General features: G+C 57.6%; 16 protein-coding genes, 2 tRNA genes and 1 pseudogene. 5 read left to right on the top strand and 14 right to left on the bottom strand.

Going from position 1 to position 16,297, the window contains the following annotated elements; all coding sequences use genetic code 11:
- Nucleotides 1-99 precede the first annotated feature (99 nt).
- The 7 genes from AC1DVH_RS17345 to AC1DVH_RS17315 form a co-directional block, all read right to left on the bottom strand.
- The gene (locus tag AC1DVH_RS17345; protein WP_002552737.1) at nucleotides 100-372 is read right to left on the bottom strand and encodes an HU family DNA-binding protein; all 273 of its coding nucleotides are present in this window, start codon (nucleotides 370-372) and stop codon (nucleotides 100-102) included.
- Nucleotides 373-521: 149 nt separating this feature from the next.
- On the bottom strand, nucleotides 522-2,918 hold the full coding sequence (gene lon / locus AC1DVH_RS17340) for an endopeptidase La (protein ID WP_104447853.1): 2,397 nt from the start codon (nucleotides 2,916-2,918) through the stop codon (nucleotides 522-524).
- 160 nt (nucleotides 2,919-3,078) lie between these two features.
- Complete coding sequence (clpX, locus tag AC1DVH_RS17335) at nucleotides 3,079-4,362, bottom strand: ATP-dependent Clp protease ATP-binding subunit ClpX (protein ID WP_007982210.1); 1,284 nt, start codon at nucleotides 4,360-4,362, stop codon at nucleotides 3,079-3,081.
- Between the two features lie 112 nt (nucleotides 4,363-4,474).
- Nucleotides 4,475-5,110 (bottom strand): ATP-dependent Clp endopeptidase proteolytic subunit ClpP, encoded by a 636-nt coding sequence (gene clpP, locus AC1DVH_RS17330; RefSeq protein WP_477754843.1) that lies wholly within the window; start codon nucleotides 5,108-5,110, stop codon nucleotides 4,475-4,477.
- Nucleotides 5,111-5,203: 93 nt separating this feature from the next.
- Entirely contained in the window at nucleotides 5,204-6,514 is a 1,311-nt protein-coding gene (tig, locus tag AC1DVH_RS17325) for a trigger factor (protein ID WP_477754842.1), read from the bottom strand.
- 386 nt (nucleotides 6,515-6,900) lie between these two features.
- Nucleotides 6,901-6,976, bottom strand: a tRNA-His gene (locus AC1DVH_RS17320).
- 32 nt (nucleotides 6,977-7,008) lie between these two features.
- Nucleotides 7,009-7,085, bottom strand: a tRNA-Arg gene (locus AC1DVH_RS17315).
- Nucleotides 7,086-7,359: 274 nt separating this feature from the next.
- Between AC1DVH_RS17315 and folD the strand changes: the two genes are divergently transcribed.
- Together folD and pbpG are read left to right on the top strand one after the other, a co-directional pair.
- Entirely contained in the window at nucleotides 7,360-8,214 is an 855-nt protein-coding gene (folD, locus tag AC1DVH_RS17310) for a bifunctional methylenetetrahydrofolate dehydrogenase/methenyltetrahydrofolate cyclohydrolase FolD (protein WP_046043051.1), read from the top strand.
- 239 nt (nucleotides 8,215-8,453) lie between these two features.
- The gene (gene pbpG, locus AC1DVH_RS17305) at nucleotides 8,454-9,392 is read left to right on the top strand and encodes a D-alanyl-D-alanine endopeptidase (protein WP_477754841.1); all 939 of its coding nucleotides are present in this window, start codon (nucleotides 8,454-8,456) and stop codon (nucleotides 9,390-9,392) included.
- 58 nt (nucleotides 9,393-9,450) lie between these two features.
- Here pbpG and AC1DVH_RS17300 read toward each other — a convergent pair whose 3' ends face one another.
- The 3 genes from AC1DVH_RS17300 to AC1DVH_RS17290 form a co-directional block, all read right to left on the bottom strand.
- Nucleotides 9,451-9,666 (bottom strand): hypothetical protein, encoded by a 216-nt coding sequence (locus AC1DVH_RS17300; protein WP_477754840.1) that lies wholly within the window; start codon nucleotides 9,664-9,666, stop codon nucleotides 9,451-9,453.
- Nucleotides 9,667-9,683: 17 nt separating this feature from the next.
- On the bottom strand, nucleotides 9,684-9,890 hold the full coding sequence (locus AC1DVH_RS17295) for a DUF6021 family protein (RefSeq protein ID WP_477754839.1): 207 nt from the start codon (nucleotides 9,888-9,890) through the stop codon (nucleotides 9,684-9,686).
- A gap of 95 nt (nucleotides 9,891-9,985) precedes the next feature.
- Complete coding sequence (locus tag AC1DVH_RS17290) at nucleotides 9,986-10,720, bottom strand: peptidase C39 family protein (RefSeq protein ID WP_477754838.1); 735 nt, start codon at nucleotides 10,718-10,720, stop codon at nucleotides 9,986-9,988.
- 179 nt (nucleotides 10,721-10,899) lie between these two features.
- Here AC1DVH_RS17290 and AC1DVH_RS17285 point away from each other — a divergent pair, with 179 nt between their 5' ends.
- The gene (locus AC1DVH_RS17285; protein WP_477754837.1) at nucleotides 10,900-11,067 is read left to right on the top strand and encodes a hypothetical protein; all 168 of its coding nucleotides are present in this window, start codon (nucleotides 10,900-10,902) and stop codon (nucleotides 11,065-11,067) included.
- A gap of 79 nt (nucleotides 11,068-11,146) precedes the next feature.
- On the opposite strand, the gene AC1DVH_RS17280 is transcribed toward AC1DVH_RS17285, so the two are convergent.
- Together AC1DVH_RS17280 and AC1DVH_RS17275 are read right to left on the bottom strand one after the other, a co-directional pair.
- Complete coding sequence (locus AC1DVH_RS17280) at nucleotides 11,147-11,896, bottom strand: TerC family protein (RefSeq protein ID WP_477754836.1); 750 nt, start codon at nucleotides 11,894-11,896, stop codon at nucleotides 11,147-11,149.
- Nucleotides 11,897-11,925: 29 nt separating this feature from the next.
- A complete protein-coding gene (locus AC1DVH_RS17275) occupies nucleotides 11,926-12,168 on the bottom strand; it encodes a hypothetical protein (protein ID WP_477754835.1) in 243 nt (80 codons plus the stop codon).
- A 238-nt stretch (nucleotides 12,169-12,406) separates the two neighbouring features.
- Between AC1DVH_RS17275 and nhaR the strand changes: the two genes are divergently transcribed.
- Nucleotides 12,407-13,306: a transcriptional activator NhaR gene (gene nhaR, locus AC1DVH_RS17270; protein ID WP_477754834.1), complete on the top strand. Its 900-nt coding sequence runs from the start codon at nucleotides 12,407-12,409 to the stop codon at nucleotides 13,304-13,306.
- On the opposite strand, the gene AC1DVH_RS17265 is transcribed toward nhaR, so the two are convergent.
- Complete coding sequence (locus AC1DVH_RS17265) at nucleotides 13,293-14,453, bottom strand: MFS transporter (RefSeq protein ID WP_477754833.1); 1,161 nt, start codon at nucleotides 14,451-14,453, stop codon at nucleotides 13,293-13,295. The genes nhaR and AC1DVH_RS17265 overlap by 14 nt on opposite strands.
- Nucleotides 14,454-14,772: 319 nt before the next feature.
- On the opposite strand from AC1DVH_RS17265, the gene sstT reads away from it, so the two are divergent.
- Nucleotides 14,773-16,005: a serine/threonine transporter SstT gene (gene sstT / locus AC1DVH_RS17260; RefSeq protein ID WP_477754832.1), complete on the top strand. Its 1,233-nt coding sequence runs from the start codon at nucleotides 14,773-14,775 to the stop codon at nucleotides 16,003-16,005.
- A gap of 104 nt (nucleotides 16,006-16,109) precedes the next feature.
- On the opposite strand, the pseudogene AC1DVH_RS17255 reads toward sstT, so the two are convergent.
- Nucleotides 16,110-16,297: pseudogene (locus AC1DVH_RS17255) on the bottom strand (serine/threonine transporter SstT); the annotation flags it as partial.

Below are 16,297 nucleotides of genomic sequence, written 5' to 3'. Positions count from 1 at the left end.
CCCTCGGTGTCTTGAACCGGCGACCTGCAGTCAGGACTGCCGCTCCGCTGCCAAGTCAGGCATGACCCCGACCCGGATGGGTAAAAACCTGAATCGAACTTAGTTGACAGCTTCTTTCAGTGCTTTACCGGCTTTGAAACCTGGTTTTTTGGCGGCTGCGATTTCCAGCGTCTTACCGGTCTGTGGGTTACGACCAATGCGAGCTGGACGATCGGTTACGGAGAAAGTACCGAAACCAACCAGAACAACAGAGTCGCCAGCCTTGAGAGCGCCAGTGACGGATTCGATTACAGCGTCCAGCGCACGGCCAGCAGCAGCTTTCGGGATATCAGCGGATGCAGCGATAGCATCAATCAGTTCCGACTTGTTCACTCTAAGTCCCCTTATATCTATTTGAGTATGATTCTAAGTTTTTTTGGTGAAAGCAAAAACGAGTGCTGAATGGCCTACAGACACTTAAGAGCCGCTTTATAACAAGGGCTCTAAAAAGCTGTCAAGAAAGCCCCCCAGGCAAATACGTACTAATGCGTGCTAATTCTTTCCTTAGAATCTGCGTCGCGTTTCTCATCCTTCGCGACTATCTCCGGAGCCACATCCGGCAAGGGCTCCGGCGCGTATTGCAGCGCAATTTGCAGGACCTCGTCAATCCATTTAACCGGTTTAATCTGTAGATCCTGCTTGATATTGTCCGGAATCTCTTTGAGATCGCGCACATTTTCTTCAGGAATGATCACGGTCTTGATTCCGCCACGATGGGCAGCCAGCAGTTTTTCTTTCAAGCCGCCAATGGCCAGTACCTGGCCACGCAGAGTGATTTCGCCAGTCATGGCGACATCTGCGCGAACCGGAATACCGGTCAAGGCCGAAACAAGGGCCGTGCACATGCCCACACCGGCGCTAGGACCGTCTTTCGGGGTCGCCCCTTCCGGCATATGGATGTGCGTGTCGCGCTTCTCATGGAAGTCCAGGGGAATGCCCAGGCTCTTCGCCCGGCTGCGAACAACGGTCAAGGCTGCGGTGATCGACTCGACCATCACGTCACCCAGGGAACCGGTCTTGATCAACTGGCCCTTGCCCGGCACGACAGCGGCTTCGATGGTCAGCAATTCGCCGCCCACTTGAGTCCACGCCAGTCCGGTCACCTGACCGATCTGATCCTGCTGCTCGGCCAGGCCGTAGCGGAATTTGCGCACGCCCAGGAAGTGCTCCAGCATGTCTGCGGTCACCTTCACCGAGAAGCGTTTTTCCAGCGCGTGCTCCTTGACGGCCTTGCGGCAAACCTTGGCAATCTGACGCTCCAGCCCACGCACACCGGCTTCACGGGTGTAGTAGCGGATGATGTCGCGGATCGCTTCTGCGTCAAACTCCAGCTCGCCTTTCTTCAAGCCGTTGGCCGTGATCTGCTTTGGCGAAAGATATTTGACGGCGATGTTGATCTTCTCGTCTTCGGTGTAGCCTGGCAGACGGATCACTTCCATCCGGTCCAGCAACGCCGGCGGGATGTTCATCGAGTTCGAGGTGCACAGGAACATCACATCGGACAAGTCGTAGTCGACTTCCAGATAGTGATCGTTGAAGTTGTGGTTCTGCTCGGGATCGAGCACTTCCAGCAACGCTGATGCCGGATCGCCACGCATATCGCTGCCCATTTTGTCGATTTCATCGAGCAGGAACAGCGGATTGCGGACACCCACTTTTGTCATCTTTTGAATCAATCTTCCTGGCATCGAACCGATGTAAGTACGGCGATGGCCACGAATTTCCGCTTCATCACGCACGCCACCGAGGGCCATGCGTACGAATTTGCGGTTGGTGGCGTGAGCAATCGACTCCGCCAGGGACGTTTTACCCACCCCGGGAGGACCGACCAGGCACAACACCGGACCACGAATTTTCTTCACGCGTTTTTGCACGGCGAGGTATTCGAGGATGCGCTCTTTGACTTCTTCCAGGCCATAGTGGTCGGCATCCAGAATGTCTTCTGCACGCGCCAGATCCAGGCGCACTTTGCTCTGGGCCTTCCACGGCACCTGAACCAGCCAGTCGATGTACGAACGCACCACGGTCGCTTCCGCGGACATCGGCGACATTTGCTTGAGCTTGTTCAGTTCGGCCGTGGCCTTGGCCAGCGCGTCTTTTGGCAGGCCGGCGGCATCGATACGCTTTTTCAGCTCTTCGACTTCGTTGTGACCTTCATCGCTGTCGCCGAGCTCTTTCTGAATGGCCTTCATCTGCTCATTCAGGTAGTACTCGCGCTGACTGCGCTCCATTTGTTTTTTGACGCGACCGCGAATGCGTTTTTCGACTTGCAGCAGATCGATCTCGGCATCCAGCAACGCCAGAACGTGCTCGACCCGGGCCGACAAATCGATGATTTCGAGGATTTCCTGCTTCTGTTCGATCTTCAGGGCCATGTGCGCGGCCATGGTATCCACCAGGCGGCCTGGCTCATCGATGCTGTTGAGCGATGACAGGACTTCAGCCGGGACTTTCTTGCCCAACTGCACATATTGCTCGAACTGGGATAGCAGACTGCGTACGAATACTTCCGACTCGCGCTCTGGCGCGTCGACTTCGTCGATCAGGGAGACTTCGGCACGGCAGTGGCCGTCCACTTCGCTGAAGCGCTCAACGGCGCCCCGCTGCTCACCCTCGACCAGAACCTTGACCGTACCGTCAGGCAGCTTCAGCAGCTGCAGAACGGTGGCAATCGTACCTACGCGATACAGGGCATCTTCACCGGGATCGTCATCAGCCGGGTTTCTCTGGGCCAGCAGAAGAATCTGTTTGTCACCCGTCATCGCAGCCTCGAGGGCTTCGATGGATTTCTCGCGTCCCACGAACAGCGGGATAACCATGTGCGGATAAACCACGACATCACGCAATGGCAGGAGAGGCAATTCGATGGTTGTCTTCATGATTTCGCCTCTACGGYGGCCGTAAGGCCGGAAACAGATGGAAGTAAGCTTGAAACCAAGATGGGGGCAGCCTTCAAAAAAAACAAGCACAAAGACTGTGTAAAACGCGCAAAAAGCAAAGGGGCCCGAAGGCCCCTTCTTTATACCGGCTGCGTGACGCTTAAGCGTCTGGCGCGGCCTTGGCGGTCGGCTCACTGTTTTCGTAGATATACAGTGGCTTGGACTTGCCTTCTATCACGCTTTCATCGATCACTACTTTGCTCACCTCCGATTGCGAGGGGATTTCATACATAGTGTCGAGCAATACACCTTCGAGAATCGAACGCAGGCCACGGGCACCGGTTTTACGCTCCAGGGCACGCTTGGCGACCGATTTCAGTGCGTCGGAACGGAATTCCAGATCAACGCCTTCCATCTCGAACAGCTTGGCATACTGCTTGGTCAGAGCATTTTTCGGCTCGGTGAGAATCTGCATCAATGCAGCCTCGTCAAGCTCGTCCAGCGTGGCAAGTACCGGCAGACGACCGACGAATTCCGGGATCAGACCGAACTTGACCAGATCGTCAGGCTCGACTTCACGCAGGGACTCACCGACTTTCTTGCCTTCTTCCTTGCTGCGCACTTCTGCATTGAAGCCGATGCCGCCCTTGGTGGAACGGTTTTGAATAACCTTTTCCAGACCAGAGAACGCACCACCGCAAATGAACAGGATGTTACGGGTGTCGACCTGAAGGAATTCCTGCTGCGGATGCTTACGACCACCTTGAGGCGGAACGGAAGCGACCGTGCCTTCGATCAACTTGAGCAGGGCCTGCTGCACGCCCTCACCGGATACGTCCCGGGTGATCGACGGGTTGTCAGACTTGCGCGAAATCTTGTCGATTTCATCGATGTAGACAATACCCATCTGGGCTTTTTCCACGTCGTAATCGCATTTCTGCAGCAACTTCTGAATGATGTTCTCGACATCTTCACCCACGTAACCCGCCTCGGTGAGGGTGGTTGCATCAGCGATGGTGAACGGAACGTTCAGCAAGCGGGCCAGTGTTTCGGCAAGCAGGGTTTTACCCGAGCCTGTCGGGCCGATCAGCAGGATGTTGCTCTTGCCGAGTTCGACGTCGTCATTCTTTTTGTCACGCTGATTCAGGCGCTTGTAGTGGTTGTACACCGCTACGGCCAGAACCTTTTTCGCACGCTCCTGACCAATCACATACTGATCAAGGATGCCGCTGATTTCTTTAGGCGAAGGCAATTTATGCGCGCTGCTTTCGGCCTGTGCTTCCTGCACCTCCTCGCGGATGATGTCATTGCACAGGTCGACGCACTCGTCGCAGATAAAGACCGAGGGGCCGGCAATCAATTTGCGTACTTCATGCTGGCTTTTGCCACAGAAGGAGCAATAGAGCAGCTTGCCGTTGTCCTCGCCGTTGCGGGTGTCAGTCATTCGTTCGATCCAAATCCGATAGGCTTGCAACACAAGATGAAGGCTATTGCGGGCTTTTTCAAGCCCGCTGGTGATCGGACCCGCCGACCAGCCCTATTTTGAGCTGCTTATTTCAAGCAGGGCGCTGGGTGATCACTTCATCGATCAACCCGTACTCACGCGCGGCTTCTGCACTCATGAAATTGTCGCGATTGGTATCGCGCTCGATTTCTTCAAGAGTGCGCCCGCTATGCAGGGCCATCAGCGTGTTGAGACGCTCACGAATAAAGAGGATTTCCTTGGCATGGATTTCGATATCCGACGCCTGCCCCTGGAAACCGCCCAGTGGCTGGTGAATCATCACACGCGAGTTCGGCAGGCAGTAACGCTTGCCAGGGGCACCGGCCGTCAGCAGAAACGCGCCCATGCTGCACGCCTGACCGATACAGGTGGTCGCCACGTTGGGTTTGATGAACTGCATGGTGTCGTAGATCGACATGCCTGCCGTCACCGAACCGCCCGGGGAGTTGATATAGAGATGGATGTCCTTGTCCGGATTTTCCGCTTCAAGGAACAGCAGTTGCGCACAGATCAGGTTGGCCATGTAGTCCTCTACCGGGCCAACCAGAAAGATCACTCGCTCCTTGAGCAGCCGCGAGTAGATGTCGTAGGCGCGCTCGCCACGAGCGGACTGCTCGACAACCATCGGGACCAGACCGCCTGCGGCCTGGATATCAGAGTTCTGCTGAATATACGAATTACGGAACATGCTCTGCAGTCACTCCCAAATAGTTATGTCTTGAATACGCATAAGCCAGCACGAAGGCTGGCTTATGGTGTTTGCTTCTTACCGCAAAAGTGATCAGTCGGCTTGTGGTGCTTCTACCGGCTTGACCGCTTCTTCGTAAGAGACCGATTTGTCGGTCACGCTAGCTTTCTGCAGAACAGTATCCACAACTTGCTCTTCCAGCACAACCGAACGAACTTCGTTCAGTTGCTGGTCGTTTTTGTAGTACCAGGACACAACCTGCTCAGGCTCCTGGTAGGCCGAAGCCATTTCCTGAATCATCTCGCGAACGCGGGTTTCGTCAGGCTTCAGGTCGAATTGCTTGACCACTTCAGCCACGATCAGGCCCAGCACTACGCGGCGCTTGGCTTGTTCTTCGAACAGCTCGGCCGGCAGTTGGTCTGGCTTGATGTTGCCGCCGAACTGCTGGACAGCCTGCACGCGCAGACGGTCAACTTCGTTGGACAGCAGAGCCTTTGGCACTTCGATCGGGTTGGTGGCCAGCAGACCGTCCATTACCTGATTCTTGACCTTGGATTTGATCGCCTGACGCAGCTCGCGCTCCATGTTCTTGCGAACTTCGGCACGGAAGCCATCCAGACCGGTTTCCTTGATGCCGAATTGAGCGAAGAATTCTTCGGTCAGTTCTGGCAGCTTTGGCTCGGAAACGGTGTTGACGGTCACGGTGAACTCGGCGGTTTTGCCAGCCAGGTCCAGGTTCTGATAGTCCTCTGGGAAAGTCAGGTTCAGAACGCGTTCTTCACCGGCTTTAGCGCCAACCAGGCCATCTTCGAAACCAGGGATCATGCGGCCGGAACCCAGAACYAGCTGAGTACCCTTGGCGGAACCGCCAGCGAACACTTCACCGTCGACTTTGCCGACGAAATCAATGTTCAGCTGATCTTCGTTCTGGGCAGCGCGATCGGCCACTTCGAAACGGGTGTTCTGCTTGCGCAGGACTTCCAGCATTTTGTCCAGATCGGCATCAGCCACGTCAGCGCTCAGGCGCTCGACGGTGATACCTTCGAAACCGGCAACGGTGAACTCAGGGAACACTTCGAATACGGCAACGTATTCCAGGTCCTTGCCCGCTTCCAGGGACTTAGGCTCGATCGAAGGCTGGCCAGCCGGGTTCAGCTTCTGCTCAACCACCGCTTCGTAGAAGGAAGACTGGATCACGTCGCCTACAGCTTCCTGGCGAGCGTCGGCACCGAAACGGCGCTTGATTTCGCTCATTGGCACTTTGCCTGGACGGAAGCCAGCAATCTTGGCCTTTTGGGCGGTCTGCTGCAGACGCTTGTTGACCTGGCTCTCGATGCGCTCAGCCGGCACGGTGACGCTCATGCGGCGCTCAAGAGCAGTAGTATTTTCAACAGAAACTTGCATGGATATTCCTCGTTGCACAGACGTTAGCCGGCCGTTTCCGACCCCAGAATCAAGGGCATGCATTCTAGTGGGTCAAACTCAAGAAGTCACCCTACTGAAAACGGGTAAAAACGCAGCAGGCAATTTATAGGTGCGAATGCACGAATGCACCTCGCCCCGATGGCAAATACAACCAATCACGCCAGGGCTCTGCGCCAACCTTTCCATATATAGAGAAGGCAGCCAATCATCTCCCTGACAGCCGATCTCGCAAGCAAGGCCGGCGGGCAGGACTGCATCATCGAGAAACATAAATACGACGAAACGCCCCACCCCTGCGACCCGGAACCCGCGGCCGCTGAAACAAAAAAGGCGCCAGACTTTTCAATCTGGCGCCTTTCGAAATATGGGGTGGACGATGGGGATCGAACCCACGACAACGGGAGTCACAATCCCGTGCTCTACCAACTGAGCTACGCCCACCATATCGCGTTACTTGTGCCAAAGCTGCCTAATGGCGCACCCGGCAGGACTCGAACCTGCGACCATCCGCTTAGAAGGCGGATGCTCTATCCAGCTGAGCTACGGGCGCCTTGTTAGCTGTACCCTTGGAGGACTACAAACTAAGTGCTTTCCAGTCTCGCAGAACCGTAATCCTGCTCAACCTTCTTAACCAGTGYTAGGCTGTGCCCGACAAGTGCGACGAATAGTATAGAGCCCCCCGAAGGTCGTCAAATCATTTTTAAAAAAAATTCATTTAATTAAAGGAGTTAGGGGAATTTGCAGACCAAGCGCCTTTGCCCTCACCGCATGACATGCGAGAATGCGTTCTCTTTTTTTCCCCTCTCGATGGTTAATCACGCGCAATGACTGCACAACTTATCGACGGCAAATCGATCGCCGCCAGCCTGCGCCAGCAGATCGCCCAACGTGTCACCGAGCGTCGCCAGCAAGGCCTGCGCACGCCCGGCCTTGCGGTGATCCTGGTCGGCAGCGATCCTGCCTCTCAGGTTTATGTCTCGCACAAGCGTAAAGACTGCGAAGAGGTCGGCTTTCTATCCCAAGCCTATGACCTGCCTTCCGAAACCACTCAAGAAGCGCTGACCGAGCTGATCGATCGCCTGAACGACGATCCTGCAATCGACGGCGTTCTGCTTCAGCTTCCGCTTCCCGAACACCTCGACGCCTCCAGACTGCTGGAGCGCATTCGTCCGGATAAAGACGTCGACGGTTTCCATCCTTATAACGTCGGTCGCTTGGCCCAGCGTATCCCTCTGCTGCGCCCATGCACTCCCAAAGGCATCATGACCCTGCTGGAAAGCACCGGTGTCGACCTTTACGGGATGGATGCCGTGGTTGTTGGCGCGTCCAATATCGTTGGCCGCCCGATGGCCATGGAATTGTTGCTGGCCGGTTGCACCGTGACGGTCACCCACCGTTTTACCAAGGACCTTGCCGGCCATGTCGGCCGTGCGGACCTGGTCGTCGTGGCCGCCGGCAAGCCGGGCCTGGTCAAGGGTGAATGGATCAAGGAAGGCGCGATCGTGATCGATGTCGGCATCAACCGTCAGGACGATGGCAAGCTGGTCGGTGACGTGATCTACGAAACCGCCCTGCCCCGCGCCGGCTGGATTACTCCAGTACCGGGCGGCGTAGGCCCGATGACTCGTGCCTGTCTGCTGGAGAACACCCTGTACGCTGCTGAAACCCTGCACAGCTGAGTTTCAACGCGGACGCTGACAGCGAGTCAAAGAACCCCGCCCCCGGCGGGGTTCTTTTTGCCTGCGAAAAAACCTCGACCGCCCGCCGGAAAATGACATTTTTTTTATGCTTCTCAGGACTTTCACCTGTTACTTGAACAACCATCGACAGTTATTCAGYCATACTCCAGAATGTCGCGCTTTTCAGGAAACAGCCCGTTACAAAACGGCTTATCAACACCCTTTATGAGTCTGCCAGCGTGAAAATCCGTCTTTCCATCCTGAGCCTATTTTTTGCAGTTACAGGGACTTTCCTCACGCCAATCGCCAGTGCTGACGAGACCACCGCAGCGCCGCGAGATACGAAGACACTCAAGCTCGCTTCCGGCAGCTCCTTGCTGCTGGACATGCAGACCAACAAAGTCATCTATGCCAGCAATCCTGACGTGGTAGTGCCGATCGCTTCCGTCAGCAAGTTGATGACTGGCCTGGTCGTGGTTGAATCCCGACAGAACATGGACGAATACATCGACGTCAACATCAGCGACACACCGGAAATGAAAGGCGTGTTCTCCCGGGTCAAACTCCGGAGCGAACTGCCGCGCCGGGAAATGCTGCTGATTGCCCTGATGTCCTCGGAAAACCGCGCCGCGGCGACTCTGGCGCACCACTATCCGGGCGGCTATGCCGCGTTCATTGCTGCAATGAACGCCAAGGCCCGGGCACTGGGCATGACCAACACGCATTTCGTCGAGCCGACCGGCCTCTCCCCGCGCAACGTATCGACCGCTCGCGACCTGAGCAAGCTGTTGATCGCCGCGCACAAGTACCCGCTTCTGACCGAGCTGAGCACGACCAAGGAAAAAACCGTCTCGTTCCGTAAACCCAGCTACAGCCTGGGCTTTCGCAACACCGACCATTTGGTCCGCAAGCCGGACTGGGACATCCAGCTGACGAAAACCGGTTTCACCAACGAAGCCGGTCACTGCCTGGTGCTGGTGACCCGAATGGGTAACCGCCCGGTGGCCTTGGTGATTCTTGACGCCTATGGCAAGTACACCCATTTTGCCGATGCCACGCGCATGCGTAATTGGGTAGAGAGCGGAAGGAGCGCGGACGTGCCTTCCGTAGCCTTGCAGTACAAGGCAGACAAGAACCTCAAGCATCGGCAGAGCGGCGTGGTTGAAGCGTCGAAGTAACCTTGCTGCAAACGCATGAAAAAGCCCCGAACATTCGGGGCTTTTTTTCGTCGCGAAGTTAGTCGTTAGGCAGTGGCATCTGGTCGTCATCCGGGATGCCGTCGCCGGTACTTGGATCTCTCCAACCCTTTGGTTTTTCAGTAGGCACCACCGTTGGCCGCGCCAATGGATCTCTCAACGGGCTGTCGGGATCCATCACCGGATCGGTGCTTTGCTCGGGGGTTGTGGGAACAGCCTCTGGACGCTTGTCGTCGAAACTGGAGTCGGTAGACATACGCACCTCCATTGGACCTAGGGTTTCAGATTTGCCAGTGGATCGTAGGGCTTGGCCGGGGCCTTGGGATTATCCCCCGGCTTCACATCCCTCGGTGCCTTGGCGGGCCCGATGGGGTCGACCTGTGGATCGGCAAGGTCCGGAGAATCGGGATCGAAGCCCAGCTCATTGCCAGACGAATGCTCAGACGAGTGCGGACCGACGGGCGTTGTGGAATGAGCCATGGGCGCCTCCTGATCTCGGCCCGGGATATTATTCCGGGCCCTTAAGGATCAGAGGCTGGCGACGGGCGAAGGTGCCCGGCGGGTGACCAACGGACTTACTGGCTGGCCAAGGCTTTTTTTGCCCTGGCGGCGGCCTGTTCCTGACCGGCCTGAGCCAGATCGCTGGCGGCCTTGAGCCAACGCTGCTGATCGACCTGGGCCGGGATTTGCGTCGGATTCTGGATCAGCACGGCCCAACCGCCGGCGTCCTTGAACGCCGACTCGAAGGAGCTGAAGCTCATCAGTTCGCGGTGATTCATCCCGGCCCGCAGCAGGACCGTCTGCTTCTGGCGGTTGTAGCCGGCCAGAATGGCGTATCGCGGTTCGGCCCACATGGCCGAGCCTTCAGTAAAGCGCACCATCACCGGATAACCGGCGGCGACTTGCGTCAACAAGGCCGGCAGGTTGCTGTCGAGGGGATAGACCACCATCCCGTACTCGCGGGCCAGGTTCTGCATGTTCTGTTGCAACTGGGCTTCGGCCCCCGGCAAATGCAAGGGTTTGTCGAGTAACCCCGGGGTAATCACGATGCCCTGCTGGGACAGCATGCTGGCCAGCACCTGCGGTCCGCTTTGATACGCATCGCCTCGGTAGAATCGGCCGCTGAGCTCGACACGCTCCGGCAAACGCTTGATCTCGGGCGCAACGCTACCGGCACAGCCCACCAGGCTTGCCACGCAACCAGCTATGAGCATGGTCGACAAAATTCGAGAAAATACCCGCACCATCATCTCTCTCTTGTTCAGGTTCAGACGCCAGGCAATCCCATTCCCGGCTTGGCCGTCGATCATAGGGCGCCGCGCCGCTACGGTATAGCTCTAAACGGTAGTCGCGTGCATTCGATAGAGCGAACTGGTTGGTGACTGCCGACTTTCGCTCAATAGCCTGAAATACAGCAACGGCTAGACTGTTCCCTGAAGGGACGACAGCGAAGCGCGTGTGCCCACAGCAGGGCAAAGAGGAGGCAAAGATGAGCCTGACCATGATCATTGTGATGTTGATTGGCGGTTGGCTGGCGGTAGCCGCCGCCATGCTGTGGGGCGTGCTGCGCATTACTCGCCGCCACCATCACCCTGTTCAGCCAGCACCTGCACCGCAAGCGGACAAAACGCGGAGCCAACACGCCAACGCTCACTGACAAACACCTTTACCCGACACCAACAAAAACGGCCGCCTGCACTCCWWGGAGTKCAGGCGGCCGCTTCTTTCAGCGACGGTCAGGCTTCAGTGGCTACGCGCTTCTGCCTGGCCCGGCGGGACATCATGTTCAACGCCTCGATCGAAGCCGAGAATGCCATGGCCGCATAGACGTAGCCTTTCGGTACATGGGCGCCAAAGCCTTCGGCGATCAGCGTCATGCCGATCATGATCAGGAAGCCCAGGGCCAGCATCACCACCGTCGGGTTGTCGTTAATGAACTTGGCCAGCGGATCCGCCGCCAGCAACATCACCAAGACCGACACCACCACCGCGATGACCATGATCGGCAAATGCTCGGTCATGCCGACAGCGGTAATGATGCTGTCGATGGAGAACACCATGTCCAGCATCAGGATCTGACCGATCGCGGCAGCGAAACCCAGGGTCACGGTCGAGGTCGCCGACTTCGGATCTTCCGGTGCCGGGTCCATGCTGTGATGGATCTCGGTGGTTGCCTTCCACAACAGGAACAGGCCACCGGCAATCAGGATCATGTCTTTCCAGGAAAACGCGTGGCCGAGAATCTCGATCACCGGCGCAGTCAACTGCACGATGAACGCGATGGTGCTCAGCAAGCCCAGGCGCAGGATCAATGCCATGCCGATACCGATGCGTCGTGCCCGCTGTCGATTGTGCAAGGGCAGCTTGTTGGTCAGGATCGAGATGAAGATCAGGTTATCGATGCCAAGCACGATCTCCATCACAATCAGGGTGGCAAGGGCGACCCAGGCGGTGGGGCTGGCGGCAAGTTGTAAAAGGTAGTCCATGGGTCAGTCCTGACTCGTTGTAATACGGTTTAGATTTCCTGGGAGGAAGATTCGGTTTTTTCCGATTCTTTTTCCGATGATTCTTTTTTTCTGATCAACCCGCTGGTGGCGTCACTGAGTGCTTGCTCGGCAGCCTTGTGGGTATCGTCAATCGCCTGTTTGGCGCTTTCGGCAGCCTTGCCCATCAACTGTTGCGCGCTTTTCTCGGCCTGGTCGCAACCGGCCAGTACCAGTAAAGACGTGATCAACAGTGCCGTGGTTTTCAGCTTCATGATGCTTCCCTCGTTAGAACAAACGGGACCTGAACAATGGCCCGTTGATAGCGATGCATTCTAGGGAAGTGAATACTTCAGGAAAATTCGTATTTTTGCCATGCATACTTCGGTTTTTACGAATGTATGAGCTGCCGAAGGCTGCGATCTTTTGATGTTGATTTTCTCGGGCGATTGAAAGATCGCAGCCTCGTTTCACTCGACAGCTCCTACACAGCTCCTACAGAGGGCCATACATATGTTGAATTATCGGCAATTGCATTACTTCTGGGTGGTGGCCAAGACCGGCAGCATCGTGCGCGCCTGCGAGCAACTGAACCTCACGCCACAAACCATCAGCGGGCAGATTTCATTGCTGGAACAGACCTTTGGCATCGAATTGTTTCGGCGCGTTGGGCGGCAACTCGAACTGACCGAGGCCGGCCGCCAGGCCCTGCCCTACGCCGAACAAATGTTTCAGCTGGGCGGCGAACTGGAACTGATGCTGCGGGCACAACCCAATGAACAGCAGATCCTGTTTCGCGTCGGTGTGGCCGACGTGGTGCCCAAATCCATCGTCTATCGCCTGATCGCACCGACCATGGAGCTGAGCGAACCGCTGCGCATCACGTGCCGCGAAGACAAGCTTGAACGTTTGTTGGCAGACCTGGCGATCCAGCGCCTGGACCTGGTGATCTCCGACAGCCCGATGCCGTCGCACCTGGACATCAAGGGCTACAGCCAGAAACTCGGTGAGTGCGGGATCAGCTTTTTCGCCACCCCGGAGCTGGCGGCACGTTACGGTCAGGACTTCCCGCGCAATCTGCACGGTGCTCCTCTGCTGATTCCCGGGCCGGAAACCGTGGTGCGTAGCCGTTTGCAACGCTGGTTCGCCGAGCAGCAGATCCAGCCGAAAATTGTCGGCGAGTTCGACGACAGCGCCCTGATGCAAGCCTTCGGCCAATCCGGCAGCGGGATCTTCATCGGCCCGAGCGTGATTGCCGATGAAGTGCAACGCCAATATGGCGTGGAAGTGATCGGCCAGACCGACGCGGTGAGCGAGTCGTTCTATGCCATCTCAGTGGAGCGCAAGGTCAGGCACCCCGGCATTGTCGCCATTACCGAAGGTGCCCGACGCGAGCTGTTTACAGCGCTGTAACCACTTCGCGCGGCTTGAAGGTCATCAGCGCTATCGCAAGCAGGATCGAGGCGAGGATGAACGCCGCCGCGGCGAAGCCAAGGCCTTGCAGACCGACACTGTCGATCACCCGACCACCGATCATCGCGCCCAGACCGATACCGAGGTTGGCCCCGGCGATGTTCAGCGACGCGGCGAAGGCCGGCGCTTCGGGCGCGGCTTTCATCAGGCGCACATGGCTGACCAGGAACAACGCCGCCTGGGTCACGCCCCAGATGCCCATCGCCGCCGCCAGACCGAGCGGCGAATGAATGTTCGGCACCAGCGCCACCAGGCCGGCGATCATGAACGCGCAGAACATCATCGACGCCATCAGCGGATGACGATCCACCGCCCGGCCGCCCAGGGAGTTGCCGATCAACCCGACCGCACCGAAGCCCATCAGGCACCAGCCAACCACGGTGCCGTTGAAGCCGGCCAGACGTTCGAGGATGTCAGCCAGGTAGGTGTAGGCGGTGAACATACCGCTGAACACAATCACAGACAGCAGCACGTGACCGAGCATCAGCGGGCTGCGCAGGATCTTGAACTGCGAGCGGAAGCTCACCTGATGCTGGTGCAGGTTGGTCTTGGGCAGATAGATAAACAGCAGCAACGCCTTGGCAAAGGCGATGACCGCCAGAATCGCGAAGGCACTGCGCCAGCCGAACGCATCGGAAATCAGCGTGCCCACGGGAATGCCGAACACCGTTGCGCAGACGATACCGAAGCCGATCTTGGCGATGGCGCGACCGGCGTAATCCGGCCCGACGATGTCCACCGCCGTTTCACTGGCCAGCGCCCAGAACACCGGCAGCCCCAGCGCCGGGATCAACCGGGCAAACGCCATCACCCAGATATTCGGCGCCAGCGCCGCCAGCGTGTTGGCCAGGCCAAACATGATCAACACCGAGATAAACAGCTTGCGCCGTTCGAAGCGGGCGAAGTACGCCGTCAGGAACGGCCCGAACGCGGCCACGGTGAAGGCGAACAAAGTCACCAGCAAACCCGCTTGCGGGATGCTGACGTCAAGGTCCCGGGCGATCGCCGGCAACAGGCCAACGATGATGAATTCCGTGGTCAGCACCGTAAAACCGGCTGCAGACAACAGAAGAATGGGCAACAGCATGCAGAACTCCAGAAAAAACGACGACACCAGCGATAGCCCGGAGGCCCACTGGCAGACATGAAAATGAGGATGGCGAATCTTAACAGAGTGTTTCCGAACGCGGTTGCACGAACCTGCCTATCTCGTTGAATGCCATGGTGGCAGTTCGTCACAGGTCTGAAAGATCGCTCCTACGCTGTGATAAAGTCCGCGCCCTGAAAAACGTACACCCTGTGTTCATCGGCCATTTTTGGCGTCGATGTCGCGCTCCTCTTCGGTTTCCTGCGGGCTGCACGTGCGGTGAAACCTTGCACTTATAAAAAATCAGAGATGCCGTTTTATGACTGCTTCATCCCCTTCTCTATTGCACCGCCTCAAACGCCTTAGCCTGGTCACGCAGATCGTGATCGGCCTGATCGCCGGTATTGCCCTGGCGCTGTTTGCCCCCGACATGGCGAAGTCCACGGCGTTCATCGGCAAAGTGTTTGTCTCGGCACTGAAAGCCGTCGCGCCGATTCTGGTGTTCGTACTGGTCATGGCGTCGATTGCCAACCACAAGCACGGTCAGGAAACCCATATCCGGCCGATTCTGTTCCTGTATCTGCTGGGCACTTTCGCCGCGGCCGTGGTCGCGGTGGTTGCCAGCATGACGTTCCCGTCGAGCCTGGTGCTGTCGACCCAGGACGTCGCGGTCACAGCGCCAGGCGGGATTGGCGAGGTGTTGCAAAGCCTGTTGCTGAGCGTGGTCGATAATCCGGTCAGCGCCCTGATGAACGCCAATTTCATCGGCATTCTGGCGTGGGCCATCGGCATGGGCATCGCCATTCGTCATGCCGGCGACACTACTCGTGAAGTGCTGGGTGACCTGTCCAATGGCGTGACGGTGATTGTGCGCCTGGTGATCAGCTTCGCCCCGCTGGGCATCTTCGGCCTGGTGGCTTCGACCCTGGCCACTTCCGGTTTCGGCGCCTTGATCGGCTACGCCCACCTGCTGGCCGTACTGCTGGGCTGCATGCTGTTCGTGGCGCTGGTGATGAACCCGCTCATCGTGTTCTGGAAACTGCATCGCAACCCGTACCCGCTGGTCCTGACCTGCCTGCGCGAGAGCGGCATCACCGCGTTCTTCACCCGCAGTTCGGCGGCGAACATTCCGGTCAACCTGGAATTGAGCAAGCGTCTGGGCCTGCACGAAGACACCTACTCGGTATCGATCCCGCTGGGTGCGACCATCAACATGGCCGGCGCGGCGATCACCATCACCGTGCTGACCCTGGCGGCGGTGCACACGCTGGGCATCGCCGTGGACATTCCCACCGCGATCCTGCTGAGCGTCGTCGCAGCCATCTGCGCCTGCGGCGCTTCGGGTGTGGCGGGTGGTTCGCTGTTGCTGATTCCGCTGGCATGCAGCCTGTTCGGAATCCCGAGCGAAATCGCCATGCAGGTGGTGGCGGTCGGTTTCATCATCGGCGTATTGCAGGACTCGGCGGAAACCGCGCTGAACTCGTCCACCGATGTGCTGTTCACCGCGGCGGCTTGCCTGGGTGAAGAGGCAAAAACAGAACGCCTGGCCTGATACCGAAAAAGATCAAAAGATCGCAGCCTGCGGCAGCTCCTACTTTGGAATGCGTGCACCTGTAGGAGCTGCCGCAGGCTGCGATCTTTTGATCTTTTTCGGTATCAGGCCAGGCGTTCTGTTTTTGCCTCTTCACCCAGGCAAGCCGCCGCGGTGAACAGCACATCGGTGGACGAGTTCAGCGCGGTTTCCGCCGAGTCCTGCAATACGCCGATGATGAAACCGACCGCCACCACCTGCATGGCGATTTCGCTCGGGATTCCGAACAGGCTGCATGCCAGCGGAATCAGCA

This window comes from Pseudomonas sp. P4_C3, from assembly GCF_056402075.1.
Note: the sequence above shows the minus strand (reverse complement) of the source record. Positions and strands in the feature narration are given on the sequence as shown.